Below are 20060 nucleotides of genomic sequence, written 5' to 3'. Positions count from 1 at the left end.
TGGCGGTGCAGCCGGAGACGAGCATCGTCAGGACCGCCTCATGCGGTCCGGTCAACCAGTCAGGAACGCCAGCTGTCGTTGACGGTGAGCGTGCAGGCGCTGCCGGTGTCGAGAGTCCGGTTGCCGCCGGATTCCCAGGCCACCGTGGAGCCGTTCTTCTTGACGTACTTGTATTCGATCGCGGTGTTGGCCGGCAGGCTGACCGTGCCGCGCCAGACCGGGTAAGCCACCGACGACAGGGCCACGCCGCCGCTGGTGTTCCAGTTGCTCAGCTCGGCCCGGTTGCCCAGCAGGAACACGTTCTCGCCCCAGGCCGTGGTGGCGTTGGCGGCGAACGTGACAGCGACTGTCGTGCAGCCGGTGGGCGGCGGTGTCGTGCTGCCGGCGCCACGGGCGTTGATGTGCAGCGCCAGCATGCCGTTGGCCGGAACGGTGGCGGTGAACTGGCCCGAACTGTTGACCGTGTACGCCGTACCCGTGCAGCTGCCGTTGGCGAAGTCGCCGTTGGCCACGTCGCAGTAGGTGCCGGCGGGCAGGGACGTGCTGAACGTGCGGTTCAGCGCGCCTCCCCGGTTGAACACGGCGTACGCGTTGGAACCGCGCCCGAAGCCGATCTGGTTGCCGCCGTTGGACCACCAGTTCGTCAGGCCCGTGCCCGCGGCCGCGTTGTGGAAGGCGACCAGGTTGGCCGTCGTGCGCCAGCGGTGCTCGCAGGCCCAGCCGGACGAGCAGTTGACGGCGGTGGTCGTTCCGTTGGACGCCGCGGGCGGCCCGGCTTCCGGGTTGCTGAACGTGAACGACGACATGACCGACGGCGTCCCGTACGGGTAGGCCAGCATGAAGGCCTCGGACAGCGCGTAGTTCGTGCCGTCCTTGTAGGTCAGCTTGGCCCGCCCGTTGCGCTGCGTGTCGTGGTTGTCGATGAAAGCCACCGCGTCGCCGCTGGAGAGCAGCATCTGGCCTGGCAGGCTTTGCAGATTCTGCAGGTTGCCGTCACGGAAGGCGTTGCCCACCACGTCGCCGTAGCGGAACTCGGTCACGTCGCCGATCCCGGTGTACTCGGTCGGGCTGGGCTCGCCGGCCCCGCCCTCGATGGTCTCCTGGAAGACGTACGGATTTCCGTTCAGCTGCCCGTAGATGGCCTGCAGGTCGGCCACGGGCACGTGCTTCGCCGCGTCCACGCGGAAACCGTCGACGCCCAGGGAGATCAGATCATTGAGGTACGCCACCAGTTTGCCGCGCACGGAGGAGTCCTCGGTCCTGAGGTCGCTGAGGTCGACCAGCTCGCAGTTCTGGATCTCCCAGCGGTCACCCCAGTTGGCGATGTCGTCGTTGCCGTTGCGCCCGCAGTGGTGGAAGTCGTTGGTGCCGAAAGGCACTGCGGGGTACGAGTAGTGGCTGTACGACGTGCCGGCCGAGCCCGTGCCGGTCGACGCCCCGCCCGCCATGTGGTTGATCACCGCGTCGACGTAGATCTTCACGCCGGCCGCGTGGCACGTGCTGACCATGGCGGCGAACGCCGCCCGGTCGCCGCGCCGCGTCACCAGTTGATAGCTGACCGGCTGGTAGTCCTGCCACCACGGGTAGCCGGCGCCCGGCAGGACGACGTGTTCCTGCGGCGGTGACACCTGCACGCCACCGAAGCCCTTGGGTCCGAGCACGTTGGTGCACTCGGCGGCGACGGAGGCCCACGGCCATTCGAAGAGGTGCACGATCACGTCCCGGGCGCCGGGGTTCGCGTCCGGCTTGGCGCCGGCCTGCTCGGGGCGGCCCACCACGACGACCGCGACGATCGCGGCCAGCAACGCTGCTATCAGCGGTGCGGCGAATCTCTTCATGGGGATCTCCTTACGTCAGGTGCGAGCCACGACGGCCGTCGGCGGGGGTGGGTTTCAACGACAGGTTTCGCTGCCTGGGAACCGCGGTGCCGCTACCGCCCGGGACGGATCGGTGACAGGGACGTAATCCCGCGTTCACATTGGAACGGACCATAGCAAGTGCTTGCAGTCGGTGGAAGGGCTTGCAAATACTTACGTACGTAAATCCCTGGGATCACGCGAGCGGTGTGTCCCTGATCTGACCGGGCCACGGCGGCCGGGCACTCGTAGCGTGGGGAGTGGCCGTCCCGGAGGTGCCGCATGGACGATCACTCGCCAGCCCGCCTGCTCACAGCCGAGAAGCCCTGGTCAGCCCGCCCGCTCCTGGCTGTCCACGTGCTCGGCCCGTTCCTGGTGACGCTGGACGGCGTGCCGGCCGGGCTCTGGCACGGCGGGCGCAACGAGTCCCTGTTCGCGTATCTGCTCACCCACCGCAACCCGTGGCCGTCCCGCGAGACGCTGATGCACGTCTTCTGGCCCGGCTCCACCCCGGAGGCCGCCCGCAACAGCCTCAATGTGGCCCTGCACGGCGTGCGGCGGGCGCTGCGCACGGTCACCGAGCGGCCGATCGTCCGCTTCCTCGGCAACCGCTACGGCCTCGACCCGGCCGTGCGCCTCTGGCTCGATGTCGACGAGTTCGACCGGCACCTGCGGCTGGCCCGCCGCCGGCGCTTGGCCGGCGAGGCCGACGCCGCCATCCGGGAGTACGAGGTGGCGGACGGGCTCTACCGCGGCGACCTGCTGGCCGAGAATCCGTACGAGGAATGGCCCGTCCTGCCGCGTGAGCAGTGGCGCCTGGCCCACATCGACGCCCTCGACCACCTGGGCGAGCTGTCCTTCGAGGCGGGGCGCTACGCCGCGGCCGCGGGTCTGTGCGCGCGCGTCGTCGAGGGTGATCCCTGCCGGGAGACGACGCACCGGCGGCTGATGGTCTGTCACAGCCGGCAGGGGCAGCCGCACCTGGCCCTGCTCCAGCACCGGGCGTGCGCCGACGCGCTCTGGCGCGACCTGGGCGTGGAGCCGAGCCCGGAGACGCAGGCCCTCTACCAGCGCATCCGGCGGCACGAACCGGTCTAGGTCCAGAGGATGCCGTTGGCGCTCAGCCAGCGGAGCTCCTGCTCGGGCACGTCGCCGACGGACGTCCGCGCGCCCACGTGCATCACGCGGTCGTCGCCCGGGTGCAGCACGGTCCGCTCGAAGCGTGGCGGCCAGCGCAGCAGCAGCCGGCGCCCGCAGCTCGGGCAGTTCCACTCCTCGGCGCCGGCCTCGCCGGACTTCACCACCATCATCTCGTGTGGGACCACTGTCGTCTCCCGGTCACTCGGTGACACCCCCCGCGGCCCGGGGAGGGCTCAATTCCCCCCGGAAACCATCCCAAAACCACGTGGGCGTGCCAGTCGCTTAAGGGCGGGCCGGTCCGCGGCTAAGTCTCGGGACGATGCCGGTTAAGCGCTCGCTGCAAGGGTCTGTCGGGTCAGACGCAGGGCTACCAGGAGGCACCCCGATGAGCAGCAGCACCAAGGACGAGATCGTTGTCAGCGCCGGCACGGCGCCGACGTTGGCTCCCCCGGACGACGTGCGAAAGCGGGCGGACGAGACCCGCGACGACCTGATCGACCGGTTCCGGGCGACCATGCAGGACCGTCTCGACGAGCGCCAGGCGGCGCAGCGGGCCAAGACGCAGAAGGCGAAGACGGAGGCCCAGCTGGGTGAGCCCACTGTCGGTCCGTACGTCGCGTTCGATCTGTACGCGTTCACTCCCATCCAGTTCGGCGGGCCCCCGCCCTACCAGCCCAGCCGGATCATCGCCGGCGGCGAGTGGGCGGTCATCTACGCCGTGATGTTCGTCAACCCGACGATCGACATCCCGAACGGGTTCGCCGTTCCCCCCACCACGCAACTGAGCGGCCGCGAGTACCGGGTCAGCATGGAGCAGGTCAACCTGACCGATGTGACGGACGGGCCGGACGACTTCCGGCAGGACCTCTTCACACCGCCCGCCGCGCCGGCCTTCACCGTTCTCGAGTTCTGGTTCCAGGCGCCGGTCCCGGGTCGCAAGCCGTTGCTGTTCGAGGCCAACCTGTCGGCCGACATCGTCGACATCGGTCAGCCGTACGCGGCCTTCGCCAGCACGGTCATCGACGCCGACACCGGCCAGATCCAGGAGAACATCCCGCTCCGCTATCTCGTCTACCCCCAGTAACCGTCCGCCGAGCGCCCGGCGCCACCCGGCGCCGGGCGCTCGATCACGAGGAGGCGAACCATGAGCCGGGAAGTCGATCTCCGCCGCCCGGTCGAGGAGTCCGACGAGCAGAGGCTGCGAGCACTGGCCCGTACGGTCTCGGAGCAGTTGCCCGGCGAGCAGACCGCACGGGTAGCGGCGCTCGACCGGTTGACCGGCAACGCCGCCCGCGTCGAAGTGGCCCGGGGCGAGGCCGAGCCCGGCCCCTACGCGGCCCGTGCGCTCGCCCACCTGCGATCGGTGGGTCCACTGCTCGGGCTGACAGCGACCCAGCCGGCCGAGTTCGTGCCCGACCCCGTCGTGCGGACCACCAGCGCGGGCGCCCACACCGTCCACCTGCGGCAGCAGCACCAGGGGATCCAGGTGTTCCAGGCCGCCCAGGCGGTGGTCTTCGATCCGTCCGGCGCGGTGGTTTCGACCGCCGGCCGCAGCGTCACGATCGACCAGCTGCTCGACGCCGAACCGGCGGTGCGGGTGGAGGCCGCGGTGCTGGCCGCGGCCCGGCACGTCGCGCTGCCGGCGCCCGATGAACTCGGTAGGTACGACCAGTTCCACCAGCCGTTCGACCCGCCCGCGGTCGACCTGGACTCCTTCGAGCCACGCGTCATCACCGTGCCGGCCGGGGCGCAGGACCGCACCACTGTCCTGGCGGCCGGCCCGTTCGCCGAACCGATCACGGCCGGCCTGGTGTGGTTCCCGCTCGGCCCCGGCGACATCCGGCTCGGCTGGCGGGTCACCCTCACGATGCCGGACCACGTGCAGCGGTTCGTCGTGGTGGTCGACGCCCGTGACGGCGACGGGACAGTGCTCTTCGCCCACCAGACCGTCCTCAACGGGACCGCGGTCGGCGACGTCCACCTGATCGACGGAGGCCGGGAACGGGAGCGGATCGCCTTCCCCCGCGCCCTGCAGGACTACCGGCTCGAGTCGCCGCCCGGGTTGCCGGCGGGGTTCCCCGACCCGTGGCTGTCCGGCGACGACACCTCCGGCAACAATGTGGTGGCGCACCCCGGCGACGCCGAACCACCGGTGCGGGGCACCCAGGACGATGCGCACCTGACCTTCTCGCCCGATCCGAAGAGCGCCGAGCAGCGCGTGCTGAACGCGTTCGCCCTGGCCTCGTCGGCCCACGACTTCTTCTACCTGCTCGGCTTCACCGAGGCCGAGGGCAACTTCCAGCGCGACTCCCTCGGTCGTGGCGGCGCGGGCACCGACCCGGTGGACGCCCGTGTGTACGCGCGGAGCGTCCCCGGCACGGCTTCGATGCTCACACCGGTCGACGGGACCAGCCCCGTGCTCCGGCTCGGCCTCGTGACCAGCACCGACCGGCACACGGCGCTGGACGCGTCGGTCGTGTTCCACGAGTTCTCGCACGGGGTGACGAACCGGCTGGTCGGCGGCGGGCTCGACACGCACGCGCTGGACGAACCGCAGAGCGCCGGCATGGGCGAGGGCTGGGGCGACTACTTCGCCTGCATGCACACCGGAAGTGACGTGGTCGCCGCGTGGGTCGTCGACCGGCCGGGCGGCATCCGGGGGCACCGCTACGACGAGCGGCATCCCGGGCACTTCGGGCGGCTGGGCATCGAGTACCGCGAGGTGCACGAGGTCGGCGAGGTCTGGTGCGCCACGCTGATGGAGATGACCCGGCGCCTCGGGTCGGACCAGCTCGCCCTGAGCCTCGTCATGGACGCGCTCAAGGTGTCGCCGCCCAACCCGAGCTTCCTGGACATGCGCGACGCGATTCTCGGCGCGCTCGCCGATCTACGGGACGCCGGGCAGCTGTCCGCCGACCGTTCCGCCGAGGCGAACAAGGCCGTGTGGGAGGCGTTCGCCCGCTTCGGCATGGGCCCGGGCGCAAGGTCGGTGGGCGCACGGCTGCAGGGGATAAAGGCCGATTTCCGTACGCCGGAGGACCCCGAGCCGACGGCCGAGGCGACCCCTCCGATCTATTCGGTCACCGTGGTGCTCGACGCCGACGGCGAGGTGCGGGAACAGCATGTGGCCCGGAACGACGGCGAGCAGACCGCCGGCGCCGAGCCGCCGCGGTCCGACGGCGGTCGTCAGGTGCAGTACTTCGTCGAGACCAGCGAGGCAGTGACGCCGGCCGGCCCGCTGCCGGCCGACCTGCGACTCGACATCGTGGACCTGCGGTTCGCTCCGGCCCACCCGGACAGACTGACGGCCACCTTCACCTTCGCGCTCACCGGCGCCGACGCCGCCCGGACGGCCGACGACCAGGCCCGATACATCGCCCATGTGGTCGTGACCTCGCCCGAGGCGTGGGAGACCCGGGTGGTCGCCACCACCGCCGGCCGCGTCGCGACGGGCAGCACCGGCGGCGAGGTGACGCTGGAGTTCCCCGCGCCGCCGCCGGGTCGCTACCAGCTGCTGGGCGGCATCATCGTCGCGCCCTACGAGGTGCTGGCCGTCGAGTCCGGCCCCGCACTGCGGGTGGTGCCCTGAGTGGTGAAGGTGATGAACGTGTCGGGCGGCCGGTCGTCGGGGGCGGGGCCGTCGTGGATCGTCCATCGGTTGCCCGCCACGTCGGTGGCCACGCGGGACCAGAAGGCCTCGACGCCGGGGTTGTAGCGCTGGAAGCCGATCACCCAGCGGCCCGGGAACTCGCCGATCGCCCGGACGGCGGCTTCCCGGCCGACGCCGGTGCGGCGCAGGGCTCGTACGACGAAGAAAGCGGTTATGGACGTGCCGTCCGGCTCGCCCGGGCCGGTGAGCACGAAGCCCGCCGTGTGGCCGGCGGCGGTGATCAGCCAGGCGCGCCGCTTCGGGTCGTCGGCGAGGCGGAAGCGGTCGAGTTCGCGGAAGTTGAAGCTGCCGTCGGCGTTGGGCAGCAGCGCGTACGCGTCGGAGAGGTCGTAGCGGTAGAGCTGGCCCAGATGGTCGAGCACGGCCCGGTCGCCGCGGGCGAGCGGCTTGAGCACGACCGGGTGGGACGGCGGGCGCGGCGGTTTCGAGGCTTCCCACGGCATCCCCGCAGGGTGCCATTCAGGCGTCGCCCATGACCAGGCCCTCGATGGTGTGCTTCTGGGTGATCGGGGTCAGCTCGTCGACGACCGGGCAGTGCAGGTGGTCCTTGACCAGTTGGGGGAGCGACTCCCAGTAGCCGCGGGTGACAGCCATGGCGTGCTTGTCGCCGTTGGTGGCGTCGGGGGCGTCCACGCCGAGCACGAGGACCGGGCGCGACTTGGCCGACTTGTTGGCCGTGCCGCGGTGGATGGTGAGCGCCGAGCGGGCCGAGATGTCGCCGCGCTGCGGGTATTTGCGCACGGCAAGCTGGTTGTAGCGGTCGTAGTGGGTACGCGGGGGAAACATGTCGTGGCCGAACTCGGGGCTGTCGTCGAACTGGGTGCCGGGCGCGATCTCGAACGGGCCCATGTCGTCGGTCGTGTCGACGCCGGTGAGGTTGAAGGCGAGCGAGTTGAGGCGGCGCTTCTCGCGGGTGACCGTGGGCATCGGGAAGTCGCGGTGCCAGGGCTGGTTGACCGCGCCGGCGAACGGGATGTCGAAGCCGAGCTCGACGATCTCGTAGTCCGGACCGAGCACCTGGGTGCAGACGCCCACCACCCACGGGTGGGTCACCAGGTCGACGAAGCCGCGCAGCTGCTCGGGGTGGATCTCGACGTAGTAGCGCTTGGGGCCGCGGCCCACCGCGCCGCCCTCACGGTTGATGGCCTCGGCGAACGCCGCCTCGATGTCCTCGCGCATGGCGTCGGCCCAGCCGGTGTCGAATGCTCCCTTGAGGGCCGTGATGCCGTCGCGGTAGATCGCGTCGGCCGCATTGATGAAAGTCGTCATAGTCCTCATGTTGCAACGTGGCATGCCACGTTGCAACCCCTAGGATGGGTTCGTGAGCGCCAATCTGCGGCAGGTGGCCGAACGCGCCGGCGTCTCGGTGCGCACGGTGTCGAATGTGGTGTCCGGCTTCGCGCTGGTCGCCCCCGAGACCCGGGAACGTGTGCAGCGGGTGATCGACGAGCTCGGTTACAAGCCCAACGCGGCCGCCCGCCACCTGCGCGGCGGCCGGTCGGGGCTGGTCGCGCTCGTGCTGCCCGAGATCGCGTCGCCCTACTTCGGCGAGCTGGCCGGTCTGCTGGCCGACCGGGCCGGGGCGTACGCGTGGACTCTGCTGGTGCAGCAGACGGGCGGTGACGCCGCCCGCGAGCGGGAACTGCTCGACGGCGTACGGTCCCAGACGGTCGACGGCCTGATCATGAGCCCGTGGGGCCTGTCGCCGTCCGACCTGACCCGCCGCACCGACAGCGCCCCGCTGGTGCTGCTGGGCGAGCAGGACGCCGGCGGCCTGCTCGACCACGTGGCCATCGACAACGTCGCCGCCGCCGCCGACCTCACCCGCCACCTGATCGAAACCGGTCGCCGCCGTATCGCCGCCATCGGCCTGCAGCCCCACCTGGTCAACGGCACGGCCGCCCGGCGCGCCGAGGGTTACCACCGGGCGCTGGCCGAAGCCGGCCTGCCCGCTCGCGAGATCCCGGTGCGGCGCCTGCACCGCGCCGACGGCGCTGCGGCGATGACCGAGTTGCTGGAATCGGATGTCGATGCCGTCTTCTGCTTCAGCGACCAGCTGGCCCTGGGCGCCCTGCACGTGGCCGTCGCGAGCGGGCGGCAGGTCCCGGCCGACCTGGCGGTGGCCGGCTTCGACGACATCGAGGACGGCCGCTTCGCCAATCCCGCTCTCACCACGGTCGCGCCCGACAAGCCCGCCATCGCCGACGCCGCCCTGACCTGCCTGGCCGACCGGCTGGCGAACCCCGGCGCCCCGTCGAGACGCCTGGTCGTCCCGCATCGTCTGGAGATCCGCGCCAGCACGACGGGCCGTTCCTGAGCCGTCAGGCGTTCCTGAGCCGTCGGGCGGTTCCTGAGCCGTCGGGCGGTTCTCGGGCTGTCGGGCGGTTCTCGGGCCGTCAGGCGGCGAACTGGCGGAGCAGGATCGCCAGCCGGCGGTCGTGGTCCTCGGGGGGCAGGCGGCCGGCCCGGGTCAGTGTCATGAGGCCGTGCAGGCCCGCCCAGAAGACCTCGGTGCGGGCGTCGACGTCGTCGGAACCGGCCAGCGGGCGGATCGCCTCGCGCAGTTCGCCGAAGCCCTCCTGCAACGGGGCCGGGGTCTGCGGGCTGGCGAAGGTCAGGTCGACGTCGCTGGTGAACATGGCCTCGTAGAGGACCGGCCGGGTCTCGGCGAACCCGACGTACGCCGCCGCCACATCGGCCAGTGAGGTGCGCGGGTCGGGCGCGGCGGCGCGGGCGGCTCGCAGCTCGGCGGCCAGTTCGGTGAAACCCTCCAGCGCCACCGCGGCCATGATGGCGGCCTTGCCCTTGAAGTGGCTGTAGAGCACCGGCTGGCTGTACTCGATCAGCTCGGCCAGCCGGCGTGTGGTGACGGCGTCCCAGCCCTCGGCCTCGGCCAGTTCGCGGGCGACAGCGATGATGCGCTGCTCCCGGTCCCGGCGGTCCCGTTCACGGCGTTCCTGGATCGACATGACAGGAATCCTAGCGCCACTAGCCAATCGAGCAAAGCGGTGTTAGCGTTGCCGTGTAACCTAGCAGCGCTAGAAAGAGGATCCGATGCTCACGTCGATCGCCTACGGGCTCGCCATTCTGCTCAACCTGTTCATCATTTTCATCGGCGTCAGATTCCTCGTCGTGCCCCAGGCGGCCGCGGCTGGTTACGGCGTGCCGGCCCGGGAGGTCGCCTTCCTGTCGGTCAAGGGCGTCCGGGACCTCAGTTACGGCCTGATCGGGCTCGCGTTGCTCGCCTTCGTGGGAGCGACCGCCGGAGCCTGGTTCATGCTGGTGGTCGCGCTGGTGCCCCTGGGCGACACGCTGATCGTCCTGCGCAACGGCGGCACGAGAGCCACGGCGTTCGGCATCCACTTCGCCACCGCCGTGACGGTCCTGATCAGCGCCGCCCTGCTGTTCGCGGTGTGACGCGCCGCGGCGTCGTTGCCCCGCGCTCGGCCCCGGCGCCGGGGCGCGCGCCGATCAGGGAACGCAGCCGAAATTCGGACGGACGTCGCAGTCCACCAGGTCGGCGTAGTTGATGCCGCCGTCGTTGGCGCGGCCCAGGAAAGTCATGCGGACGAACGCGGCGCCGCCGCGGATGTCAGCGGACAGGTCGAACTCGAAGGGCTGCGACCGGGAAGCGGTCGTGGCACAGGTCGCCGCGTAGTTGTCGGCGGTGTGGAAGAGGATCCTGCCGTCCGCGGTGCGGGTCGAGGCATAGAGCGCGCGGCAGTTGCCGGCCGTGGTCCGGAGAGTGCCCTTGATGTGGACGCTCCGGTCGTAGAAAGCGATCGTGCCGGTCAGGAACGACTGGCCGTACGGAAGGTCGAAGGAGCCGTAGCGAGTGGCGGCGTGGGCCGGGGCGGGGCCGGCCACGACGAGGCCGGTTGCCATCAGCAGCAAGGTGAACAGGCCGGCGAACGAGCGGCGCAAAGACACGCGACGTCCTTTCTGGACGGTGACGAGAGTCGATGTGCCGGACGGTATCAACCTGTCGCCACTTAAGGCCCGGCCGGTGCTCCCCGGTGCCTCCGGCTCAGCGCACCCTCTGCCACATCTCGCGGGTCATCTCGTACTCGACCTCGCCCAGCTCAGATCCGGGCAGGGGGTCGTCCCAGACCGGAAAGAACGTGCGCACGTAGCGCAGCCCGATCGACTCCATGACGCCCCGGGATCCGGCGTTCACGGCCATGGTCTGGGCGATCACGCGACGCTGCCCGACGGTGTCGAAGGCGTGGCGCAGTAGAGCGCGGGATGCCTCACCGGCCAGGCCCTGCCGCCAGCAGCGGCGGACCAGCCGGTAGCCGAGTTCGCTGACGGACGGGTCGTCCGGTTGGTCGGGACCGTGGGCCGGCGGGAGCATCATGAGTCCGACGAAGGTGTCTTCGGCCTCGGCCGGGGTGGAGTCACGGTCGGCTCGGAAGGCCATCCAATGGCCCAGGCCGTCGACCGGGCGAGCGGCCGCGATTCGTTGGGCGTGGCTGGCAGTCACCTCCTCGCGGGATCGGGCCCGTCCCCAGAGGTAGCGCAGCACCTCGGGGTCGGCGTCGAGATGGACCTCCAGGTCGAGGTGGCGGTCGGCCAGCGGCACCATCAGCAGACGGTCGGTGCGCAGAATGGGCTGGGCCATCCCGCGACGATCACATACCGGCGACCGTCGCGCGACGGAGTTTGTCGGAGAGGTCGCGCATCGCGTGGTAGAGGTCGGACTTCGCTGCTTCGGGGGTCAGGCCCAGCAGGTGGGCGGCTTCGCGGGTCGTGCGGCGGTGGAAGTACGTGGCGACCAGAATCTTGCGGTGGTGGGGCGACAGGCTGCGCAGCAGCAGATCGGCTGGCGGCCGCTGGGTGGTGGTCGGCATGTCTGACACTGTGGTCAACCGGTGCGGCGCAACTCCAGTGAGCACCTGCGGCGTAGTCGCCCGGTGACGGCAGGCCACAGCGAGATGCGGAGCTTTTCCGAAACCGGCATATACCCTCAAAGTATGAGTAAGAAGTCAAGATCCGTGGTCGTCCTTCTGGCGGCTGTTGTCGCCCTGTCCTCGCTTGCCGGCGGGGGTACGGCGCTCGCGGCGGGCGGGGCCGCGGTGGACCAGCCCTGGGAGAGCGTGACGGTCACCGGTCAGGGCGAGGTGTCCGGTCAGCCGGACCGGCTCGATGCCAGCTTCGCGGTCGAGACCAGCTCGTCCACGGTGGCCGACGCCCTCAAACGGGCCAGCGCGGCCGCCGGTCGCATGCGGGACTCGCTCGTCCGGGGCGGGGTGGCCAAGGCCGACCTGCAGACGTCGAACGTCAGCGTCACCTCGACGCGCAAGGACGACGGCGCGATCACCGGCTACACGGTGAACCAGGGACTCACCGCGAAGATCCGTGACCTGTCCCGGGGCGGGATGCTCATCTCCGCCGCTGTGGCGGCCGGCGGCGACGCGGCTCGGGTCAACGGAACGTCCTTCGCGATCGAGGACGACGCGGCTCTGCTGGCGGAGGCCCGGAGGAAGGCGTTCGCCGATGCCCGGCGGAAGGCCGAACTGTATGCGCGGGAGGCAGGTCGGCCGCTCGGCCGGGTCGTCAAGGTGAGCGAGGGCGGCCCCGTTTACTGGGGACAGGGTGGGCAGGACAGGTTCGCGGCCGACTCGCCGGTTCCACTCGAGCCGGGCCGGCAGCAGCTGACCGTGAGCGTCACGGTGGAATGGGTCCTCGACGCGCCGAAGGCCCAGTAGGAGCTCAGGAATCGCAGGCGGTGCCGTTGCGGTCGGGGTCGAGGCGGTGCCGGTCGGGGGAGCGGACCGTCAGCCCGGTGAAGCCGTTGGCGGCCAGCCAGGCGCACTTGTCGGTCACGTTCGGCGGGAAGGTCCACGGCACGCATTGCGCGCGCGTGCCGTACGCGCGGTCGCAGCCGTCGACATGGGCCGGCACTGGCATCGGTGCGGTCGGCGACGGCCGTGCGGGCAGCGGGCGGACGCCGGGTTGCCCGGCGAAGGTCTGGACCAACGGCGCCGGGGGCCCGCCGGCCGCAACGGTAGCGGCCGTCGCGGCCGGCGGACGAGTGGTGCCAGGCGGCGGGCTGACCCGAGCCGGCGCCGCCGGCGTCTCGGATGACGGGGCCGGTGGCGCCGACCACGCCGAGGGGGCCTGCAATCCCGATTCGACCGGTGCGGCCGGCCCCGGGCGCAACAGGAGCAGGAGGGTCGCGACCACCGCGACCGCGGCGATCAGGAGCAGGGACGCGCGCCGGGCGGTCATCCGACCTTCACCCACTTCGCCACCGACGGGACGCCGTTCGCGCCGACCACGAAGAGCATGTACCAGCCGGGCGGGGCCAGATTCGGGTTGCTCGTCAGGTTCAGGGCGATCGTGTTGCCGGTGACGGTCATCGGCAGGTCGACGAAGCGCTGGTTCGGGTCGCTGGAGTGCGTGACGGCGGCCGGGCGGATCAGTTCCGCCTTCAGAATCGGGCCGTCGACCGTGATGGTGTTCGCGCTTCCGTACGCCCAGGTGTTGTCGGGCATGGTGAGGATCTGCGGGCGGGCGCCCCGGAACAGGTAGGGCGGCGAATAGACCGACACGCGCGTGTCGAACGTGCCGTCACCGGGATTGTTGCCGACTGCCATCACCCGCCCGTCGGGCAGCAGGAACGCCGACGAGTGGTAGCCGCGCGGCACCGGGTCGGTGGCCAGGCCGGCCGTGAACGTGTCGGTCACCGGGTCGAACATCGACGCCTCGAACACCGGATCGGCCCGGTTGTGCAGGGCGCCGCCGGTCTCGAAGACCTTGCCGTCGGGCAGGAGCACCGCCGACACGTACATTTTGCCCTGGGTGGCAGTCTGGCCGACGCCGGTCGGCAGCAGCGGGCCGGCCGTGTAGACCGGGGCTGCCTGCTTGAGGTCGATCAGGTCGGTCAAGCGGTTCGCGTCCGGGTTGGTGTCGATGTTGCCGCCGCCGAGGGTCAGCACCCGCTGGTCCTGCGCGGGTGGCAGCAGCACGCTCATCGACTGGTCGCGCTCGTCCTTGTTCTGCAGGCCGGGCACGGGCGTGATGGTGTTCGCCCCGTAGTCGTAGATGGACGCCCCCGTGCCGGGCAGGCCGTTGCCGAAGACGTGGCTGCCGGTGTAGAACAGCCGGCCGTCCTGCATGAGGATCATCGACGGGTAGAGACCCCAGAAGCTCCAGGTCTGGTTGGCCTCGCCCAGGCCGAGCCAGCGTTCCTCGCTCGCGTCGAAGTACTGCGTGGCGACCATGCCCGAGGAGTCCTCGTTGAGCCCGCCGAGCGAGATCACGTCGCCGTTGCCGAGGATCGTCGCCGACGGGTACCAGGAGCCGGCCGACATGTCGTTGACCCGCTCGTAGCTGCTGGTCGCCGGGTCGAAGACGAACGAGTCGCGCAGTCCCTTGTAACCGACCGTCCCGTCGGCCGACGGATAGTCCTTGTTGCCGCCCATCACCAGCACCCGGCCGTCGGAGAGTTGCACGTGCCCGGCGCAGAACAGGTCGGCCGGCGTCGCCACGTTCGAGAAGGCGCCGGTGGACGGGCGGTAGACGGCGGTCTTGAAGGTGCCGGCCGCGAAGTCGTCGAGGTTGTTGCCCGAGCCCGCGACCAGCAACACGTCGCCGTTGTGCAGAACGACGGCGTGAATGGCCCGTACGGGTGTGTCGAACGGCATGACCTGCCAGGCGCCCTTCGTGCAGGCCGCGCCCGCGGTGCAGGCGGTCGTGCCGGGGGAGGGCTGCGTGACGTCCTCCATCCGGTAGTCGTCGGTGCGCAGGGTGCCGGCGCCGTAGAGGGTGACGCCCCAGACGATCTGGTCGGTGCCGGGCGGGACCTGCGGGGTGCGTACGGTCTGCTGCTGGTAGGCCGAGGTGACCGGCAGGCTGGCCAGATCGGTCCAGTAGACCCAGCCCTGCGCGACGTCGCGGCGGAACACGGTCATCGCCGTGTTCGGGGTGGTCGTCGTGTACCAGACGCTCAGGTCGTACTGGTGGCCCGGCGACACGTTCGGCGCGCAGGACGGGTTCTCCAGCATCATCGCCTTGCGGTCGCCGGCCGTAGTCTGAGCCAGCGTGATCTGCATGGCCCTGGCGCCGGTGTGGGCCTGGGCGGTCACGTCGAACGTGTACGGCGAGTCGCCCCACCCCGAGCGTTCCCAGCACACCGGGAAGCCGTCCGCGCCGACCGACTCGAGGCCGCCGTTCGCGACCAGATTGGCGCCCGCCGCGGCCGGCAGCGTAGGCAGCGCGAGCAGCAGCAGAAGCGACAGGATCAGCGTGACTCCGAGGTCCCGGCGGTTGCGCCGGCTGAGCCAGGGCCGTGGGGTCATGGGCGTCGCGCCCGGTAGATGACGCCGTCCAGGATCAGGAACCGCACCACGAACGAGACCAGCAGCGTGAGCAGGTTCGCGATCAGCACCCCGACGTGCAGGCCCGAGACGAGCAGCGCCAGCAGGGGCACCCGCAGCAGCAGGTCGGCGTTGCCGAGCACGAAGAACCGGCTGATCCGCCCGGCGAAGCTGCGATGCTGCCGGCGGTCGCGGTAGAGCAGCGCGTCGGTCAGCAGGAAGTTCCACCCGACCGCGAGGAGGTTGGCGACGACAGCGGCCGGCAGGTAGTGCACGCCCACGACGTCGTGCAGGAACCACAGCGCCGACTGGTTGGGCAGCAGCCCCGAGATGCCGATGAGCGCGAACACGAGCATCCGGGCCCGCTTGGCGCCGAACCGCAGGATCGCCAGGTGCTTGAGGAAGCGCAGCCCCTCGGTCACGCTCGACTTGGACTCCCCGGCGTGGCGGGGCTGGAAGGCGTACGGCACCTCGACGATGCGGCCGGGCCGGTTGCGCACGATCAGCTCGAGCAGGATCTTGTATCCGAGCGGGCGCAGCTCCTCGGTCTCCAGCGAGCTGGCCCGGATCGCGAAGAGCCCGCTCATCGGGTCGCTCACCTGCAACAGGTTGTTCCGGAAGATCACCTTGGTGACGACGGTGGAACCGCCCGACACGATGCGCCGGTAGCCGCCGTCGAGCCCGGCCCGGCTGCTGCCGCCCCCGGCGTACCGGCTGCCGATCACCAGGTCCGCGCCGTCGCGCCGGCCGGCTCCCACCAGCGTCGAAACCACCTCGGGCGGGTGCTGCAGGTCGGCGTCCATCACCACGATCCACTCGCCCCGGGCGGCCCGCATGCCCTCGACCACCGCGCCGCCGAGGCCGCCGGTCGCGTGCTCGCGATGAATCAGGCGTACGGAGATCGGGCAGTCCGCGGCGGCGGCCGAGATCACGGCCGGTGTGTCGTCGGTGCTGTCGTCGACGAAGAGGATCTCGGTCCCGCCGTGCGGCAGGGCGGCGGCGAGCCGTTCCAGCAGGGTCCCGATGTTGTCGCGCTCGTTGTAGGTGGGCACCACGACGGTCTGCTCGAGGGCCGTGCTCACCGGCAACTCGCCCAGCGTGCCCCGCATCGTCGCCCGTACCGGGGTGATGGTCATTGTGGCTCCTTGAGGACCTGGCGGATCTCGATGAGGCCGTCGGCCGGGCCGAACGACGCGATCACGGTGGAGTTCTCGAGCAGGGCGGTCACGGTCGGCAGGGTGCCCGGGTCCTGTCGTACGGCCGGGGTGGACACGATGTAGTCGACGTCCCGCCAGCCGCCGGGGAGCCGGGCGGCGACCTCGGTGTCGAGGTCGAGCTTGTAGAACCAGATCACCCGCTGCTCGGGGTAGCCGGCGTTGACGCAGTCGAGCCACAGCACGTCGTCGACGACGACCGTGGACGGCGGCTGGGCGCGCAGATATTCGGCGGCCTGGACGTACGCGGCGTTGTCGTTCGCGGTCAGCGCGCGGCGGTCGCCGACGTACCAGCGCGGCGCCACGACGGTGGCGGCCAGCACCACGGCGAGGGCGATCGCACCCCATTTGAACCAGCGGTCGAGCCGCCCGATCGTCCAGGCCAGCACGCCCGCGACGGCCAGCGCGAAGAAGGGCAGCACCTGCACCACGTACATGGCAGGCAGGTAACCGCCCGGGCGCAGGGCCACCAGGATCAGGATCGCGCCGGCCACCGAGACCGGGCGCAGCCGGCGGATGGCCAGGCCGGCGATGGTCGCGGCGATGCCCGCGACCAGGATGACGCTGTCGTAGTAGAGCCACGAGCGCACCAGCGAGTTCGCGCCCGAGCCCGCCTCGAAGATGCTGCCCGAGCCGGAGCGCGAGCCCAACTGGAACTGGACGGCGCCGATCAGCGACACGTGCCCCTCGCCCGGGAACAGTTCGCCGCGCAGCAGCGCGTAGAGCGGATAGAAGCAACCGACCAGCACCAGGCCGCTGGCGAACGCGCCGAACGCCCACGGGCGCGTGGTGCTGCGCGCGGTGTTCTGCCACATCGCCACCAGCACGGCGGGCAGGATGAGCAGGATCGTCTCCTTGGAGAGCACCGCGATCGCGGCCGCCGCGCCCGCTGCCGCGAAGTGCCAGAGGTGCTTGCGCGGCGAGAGCGCGAGGGCCAGCGCGGCGAGCAGCCACACCACGGCGAAACTGTCCAGATAGATCTGCCGGCCCATGGTGAGAAAAAGCGGCGAGAGCCCGTACGTGAGCAGCCCGACCGCCGCTGCCCAGCGCGGCAGGCCCATCCGGCGCCCGACCACGTAGACCAGCAGCAGCCCGGCGGCCTGCAGCGGCAGCATGGCTATCCGGCCCGCGGCCACCGCGATCAGGCTCGGGGCGATCAGGCCTGGCAGCCAGGAGCCTGCGGCCAGCTGGATCCAGGCGAGCGGCGGGTGGTCGTACCAGTAGGTGTAGTGGGCCAGGCCCTTGCCGTGCTGCACCGCCCAGGCCTGCGCGAGATAGGTGCCCTCGTCGTCGCTGGCCGTCGGGAAGCCGGTGATGTTCCACGCGAGCAACGCGAGGACCACCGTCGTCAGCCCCACGGACAGGTAAAGATCGCTGCGATCCCTGGGGGCTTGAACCGGTTCTTCCTGTGCCGGCTTGACGAGCTCCAGAACGGTCATGCCGCCACCTCGGTGGCCGGCCGCGTGGCGCTCAGGTGCGCGCCGACGTGGGTCGTCAGCTCCCAGTTGCGCTTGCCGGTGTATTCCCGCCACACGGCTCGCAGCGCGGCCGTCGACAACACCAGCGCGTACGGGAAACTCCCGAGCACCAGCTTGGCGTAGTGGTGCCAGCGGATCCGAAGGTCGTACTGCCGGCCGAAGTCGTGCAGGCCGACGATCTGGAACATCAGCGTGGCCGCCATCGGCAGCACCGGCAGGAAGGTCACCAGCGCGACGAAGACCGGCAGCTGGGCCCAGATCGCGACGGCCACCCCGAGGGGGATCACCACACCGGAGAACGCCTGCAGGAACGGGCTGGTCAACGTGTAGCGGGCGAGCATCCGGGCCCGCCAGGTGGGCAGCCGGCGCCACTCGCCCTTGCGGAGCACCTGCAGGAACCCTTGGTGCCAGCGGGTGCGCTGCTTGAGCAGGGCGGTCACCGAGCCCGGCGTCTCCTCGCGGGTGACGATCGTGGCGTCGTACGCGACCACGACCTTCGCACCCCGGCTGGAGAGCCGCACCCCCAGGTCGCAGTCCTCGGCGAGGCAGGTGCCGTCCCACCCGTTGGCCCGGCGCAGCACGTCGGAGCGGACGAAGACAGTGTTGCCGCCGAGCGGGATGAACCCCTTCCTGGCGTGCAGGTGCAGCCGGCTGCGGAACCAGAAGAAGTACTCGAGGCAGTTCTGCAGGCTGTACCAACTGGAGTGAAAGTTGATGAGCTGGACGCCACCCTGCACGACGTCGGCGTCGGTGGCCCGGAACGCGTGGTCGACGTGCTCCAGCAGCAGCGGATGCACCTGGTCCTCCGCGTCGAAGACCCCGACCACATCACCGCGTACGTAAGGCAACGCGGTATTCAGCGCGCGAGGCTTGTTCTTTTGTTCGTTGTGGTCGGTCACCACGAGAATCCGCCCCGGCGCGCCCAGGGCGACCCGGTTCGCGACCTCGGCGGTCTCCGGGTCGTCGTGCCCCACAATGATGATGATCTCGAAACCCTCGTGAGTGGAGCGCAGCAGCCGCTCGACCGTGTGCTCGAGGACGGCGGTCTCGTGCCGGGCCGGCAACAGCAACGAGAACGTCAGGTGCTGCTCCCCGTCGGGCGGGGCGAAGCGGGTGCCGGCCAGGGTCTCCGGCGTGCGCCAGGCGTGCATGGTCCACCACAACGTGACCGCGGCGAACGCCGCGAGCACCAGAGAAACAAAAATCATGACGACGGCAGCCAATGTCATGGCCTCTTCCCCGATTTCCTCGGCAGGCGTACCCCTGCCGTACGAGAAAGACCCTAACCGGAATAGCCTCGTACCTATCAAGTGGACTGTCGTGGGTTTTACAGCCCGCACGGAAGCGTTATCCAATCAGAAATAGGACCGCAACAAGGAACCGGGCATCCCATCTTCTTTCCGGCCGATCGGTCGCCCGAAACCCTTACCGCACAAGGGATTGCGACACAACGGCCCGATCCGCCGAACCTTTGCTTCCGACGTGTTACCGCCGCGACGCGTTGAGTCCACAGTGGTGAACCGTGGAAACTTTCGACGTTTTGATCAATCGGCTGCAAGGGATACGGCGCAGGCCGGGCTGTTGTCCGAGTCACGGACCGTACCCGTTTTCACTTCGGTCAGAACGCGATTTCAGCCTCCTGTGCGGCGGGGTCTCTGGCGCTGTCAGCAGATGGTGGACGTCGACCTCGATCGAGACCGTCCTCGCCTGTCCGGAACTCGGCCGTCGTGCCGCAGGCCGTCCGGCGCCACTGTGCGCCACCGTCGTCCGATGACGACCGTCGCCCTGCGCAGCGCGGCTGGGGCGTGCGGTGTGGTGGCCGCCATGCCCAACGCCGGCCCGGGCAATTTCCTTGACTCAAGACACTTCGGTGCCTCTCGGCGTGCGGGTAGATCCACCGCACGCCGAGCGGATGCGTCGAAGTCCGGCGAATCGGCGACTCGGCGTCGGATCGACCGTCCCGGCGGCGCGGCCGGCCACCGCCACGCCGCGGCGCAGCCTGCCCGGGCATGGCCTCGGCCCAGGTGTGACGATCGTGCGCACGGTGGTCGGCGTCGCCCGAGCGGGATCCTCGTTTCCTACGCGTGCCACGATTCTCATCGAAGCCGCTGCCGTTCCTCCTCGCGTCTGACCTTGAGTGCGATCTCCCGCGACGGCTCCGTCCCGACGGACGCTCGCCGCAGCGCTCCGGATCTCGCGATGGTGAGCATTCGAAATATCGCGTGCAGTTTCAAAAGACCGTTCCCCCGATGCCTTCGACGGCTGCTGGACGAGGATCAATGTGCGGGCCGGGCAGGCCACGATCCAGCGTTTCCGGGAAATGTGAAGGCAGAGTTCAAACGGGACGCGAAAACCAGCAAGGGCCCAACAGGCTCAGCTAT

Annotated in this window: 19 protein-coding genes; 6 read left to right on the top strand and 13 right to left on the bottom strand. The window is 70.3% G+C overall.

What is annotated here, in order from left to right:
* Positions 1 to 59: 59 nt before the first annotated feature.
* Positions 60 to 1838 carry a carbohydrate-binding module family 20 domain-containing protein gene (locus KXC43_RS05395; protein ID WP_221374817.1) on the bottom strand — a complete coding sequence of 593 codons (1779 nt, stop codon included), beginning with the start codon at positions 1836 to 1838 and terminating at the stop codon, positions 60 to 62.
* A 300-nt stretch (positions 1839 to 2138) separates the two neighbouring features.
* On the opposite strand from KXC43_RS05395, the gene KXC43_RS05390 reads away from it, so the two are divergent.
* Positions 2139 to 2954: an AfsR/SARP family transcriptional regulator gene (locus KXC43_RS05390; protein WP_221374816.1), complete on the top strand. Its 816-nt coding sequence runs from the start codon at positions 2139 to 2141 to the stop codon at positions 2952 to 2954.
* Here KXC43_RS05390 and KXC43_RS05385 read toward each other — a convergent pair.
* Positions 2951 to 3181: a hypothetical protein gene (locus KXC43_RS05385; RefSeq protein WP_221374815.1), complete on the bottom strand. Its 231-nt coding sequence runs from the start codon at positions 3179 to 3181 to the stop codon at positions 2951 to 2953. The two genes, KXC43_RS05390 and KXC43_RS05385, sit on opposite strands and share 4 nt — an antisense overlap.
* Positions 3182 to 3381: 200 nt before the next feature.
* On the opposite strand from KXC43_RS05385, the gene KXC43_RS05380 reads away from it, so the two are divergent.
* Positions 3382 to 4080, top strand: coding sequence for a hypothetical protein (locus tag KXC43_RS05380; protein WP_221374814.1), 699 nt, complete (start codon positions 3382 to 3384; stop codon positions 4078 to 4080).
* Positions 4081 to 4140: 60 nt separating this feature from the next.
* The gene (locus tag KXC43_RS05375) at positions 4141 to 6585 is read left to right on the top strand and encodes a M36 family metallopeptidase (protein WP_221374813.1); all 2445 of its coding nucleotides are present in this window, start codon (positions 4141 to 4143) and stop codon (positions 6583 to 6585) included.
* On the opposite strand, the gene KXC43_RS05370 is transcribed toward KXC43_RS05375, so the two are convergent.
* Together KXC43_RS05370 and KXC43_RS05365 are read right to left on the bottom strand one after the other, a co-directional pair.
* On the bottom strand, positions 6534 to 7109 hold the full coding sequence (locus tag KXC43_RS05370) for a hypothetical protein (RefSeq protein ID WP_221374812.1): 576 nt from the start codon (positions 7107 to 7109) through the stop codon (positions 6534 to 6536). The two genes, KXC43_RS05375 and KXC43_RS05370, sit on opposite strands and share 52 nt — an antisense overlap.
* A gap of 16 nt (positions 7110 to 7125) precedes the next feature.
* Complete coding sequence (locus KXC43_RS05365; RefSeq protein ID WP_255643568.1) at positions 7126 to 7935, bottom strand: phytanoyl-CoA dioxygenase family protein; 810 nt, start codon at positions 7933 to 7935, stop codon at positions 7126 to 7128.
* 52 nt (positions 7936 to 7987) lie between these two features.
* Between KXC43_RS05365 and KXC43_RS05360 the strand changes: the two genes are divergently transcribed.
* Positions 7988 to 8983, top strand: coding sequence for a LacI family DNA-binding transcriptional regulator (locus KXC43_RS05360; RefSeq protein ID WP_221374810.1), 996 nt, complete (start codon positions 7988 to 7990; stop codon positions 8981 to 8983).
* A gap of 79 nt (positions 8984 to 9062) precedes the next feature.
* Here KXC43_RS05360 and KXC43_RS05355 read toward each other — a convergent pair whose 3' ends face one another.
* Complete coding sequence (locus KXC43_RS05355; protein WP_221374809.1) at positions 9063 to 9635, bottom strand: TetR/AcrR family transcriptional regulator; 573 nt, start codon at positions 9633 to 9635, stop codon at positions 9063 to 9065.
* Positions 9636 to 9720: 85 nt separating this feature from the next.
* Here KXC43_RS05355 and KXC43_RS05350 point away from each other — a divergent pair, with 85 nt between their 5' ends.
* A complete protein-coding gene (locus KXC43_RS05350) occupies positions 9721 to 10083 on the top strand; it encodes a DUF4267 domain-containing protein (RefSeq protein ID WP_221374808.1) in 363 nt (120 codons plus the stop codon).
* A 54-nt stretch (positions 10084 to 10137) separates the two neighbouring features.
* Here the strand turns inward: KXC43_RS05350 and KXC43_RS05345 are convergent, their stop codons facing one another.
* From KXC43_RS05345 to KXC43_RS05335, 3 genes are all read right to left on the bottom strand, one after another.
* Complete coding sequence (locus KXC43_RS05345; RefSeq protein ID WP_221374807.1) at positions 10138 to 10596, bottom strand: hypothetical protein; 459 nt, start codon at positions 10594 to 10596, stop codon at positions 10138 to 10140.
* 97 nt (positions 10597 to 10693) lie between these two features.
* On the bottom strand, positions 10694 to 11287 hold the full coding sequence (locus KXC43_RS05340; protein ID WP_221374806.1) for a GNAT family N-acetyltransferase: 594 nt from the start codon (positions 11285 to 11287) through the stop codon (positions 10694 to 10696).
* A 10-nt stretch (positions 11288 to 11297) separates the two neighbouring features.
* Entirely contained in the window at positions 11298 to 11516 is a 219-nt protein-coding gene (locus tag KXC43_RS05335; RefSeq protein ID WP_221374805.1) for a sigma factor-like helix-turn-helix DNA-binding protein, read from the bottom strand.
* A gap of 123 nt (positions 11517 to 11639) precedes the next feature.
* Between KXC43_RS05335 and KXC43_RS05330 the strand changes: the two genes are divergently transcribed.
* On the top strand, positions 11640 to 12374 hold the full coding sequence (locus KXC43_RS05330; protein ID WP_255643567.1) for an SIMPL domain-containing protein: 735 nt from the start codon (positions 11640 to 11642) through the stop codon (positions 12372 to 12374).
* A gap of 4 nt (positions 12375 to 12378) precedes the next feature.
* Here KXC43_RS05330 and KXC43_RS05325 read toward each other — a convergent pair whose 3' ends face one another.
* From KXC43_RS05325 to KXC43_RS05305, 5 genes are read right to left on the bottom strand one after another with little or no spacing between them, the layout of a single operon-like run.
* A complete protein-coding gene (locus tag KXC43_RS05325; protein ID WP_221374804.1) occupies positions 12379 to 12897 on the bottom strand; it encodes a hypothetical protein in 519 nt (172 codons plus the stop codon).
* On the bottom strand, positions 12894 to 14969 hold the full coding sequence (locus KXC43_RS05320) for a galactose oxidase early set domain-containing protein (RefSeq protein WP_221374803.1): 2076 nt from the start codon (positions 14967 to 14969) through the stop codon (positions 12894 to 12896). Before KXC43_RS05320 ends, KXC43_RS05325 begins: the two co-directional genes overlap by 4 nt.
* Positions 14966 to 16123, bottom strand: coding sequence for a glycosyltransferase (locus KXC43_RS05315; protein WP_221374802.1), 1158 nt, complete (start codon positions 16121 to 16123; stop codon positions 14966 to 14968). Before KXC43_RS05315 ends, KXC43_RS05320 begins: the two co-directional genes overlap by 4 nt.
* Positions 16120 to 17640 carry an ArnT family glycosyltransferase gene (locus KXC43_RS05310; protein WP_221374801.1) on the bottom strand — a complete coding sequence of 507 codons (1521 nt, stop codon included), beginning with the start codon at positions 17638 to 17640 and terminating at the stop codon, positions 16120 to 16122. Before KXC43_RS05310 ends, KXC43_RS05315 begins: the two co-directional genes overlap by 4 nt.
* A complete protein-coding gene (locus KXC43_RS05305; protein WP_255643566.1) occupies positions 17637 to 18908 on the bottom strand; it encodes a glycosyltransferase in 1272 nt (423 codons plus the stop codon). The genes KXC43_RS05310 and KXC43_RS05305 overlap by 4 nt, the downstream gene beginning before the upstream one ends.
* Positions 18909 to 20060: the final 1152 nt, after the last annotated feature.

The sequence above is a fragment of the Paractinoplanes polyasparticus genome, assembly GCF_019710575.1.
GTDB lineage: Bacteria > Actinomycetota > Actinomycetes > Mycobacteriales > Micromonosporaceae > Actinoplanes > Actinoplanes polyasparticus.
The sequence above is the reverse complement of the archived record's forward strand: the minus strand, read 5'-3'. Positions and strand labels throughout refer to the sequence as shown.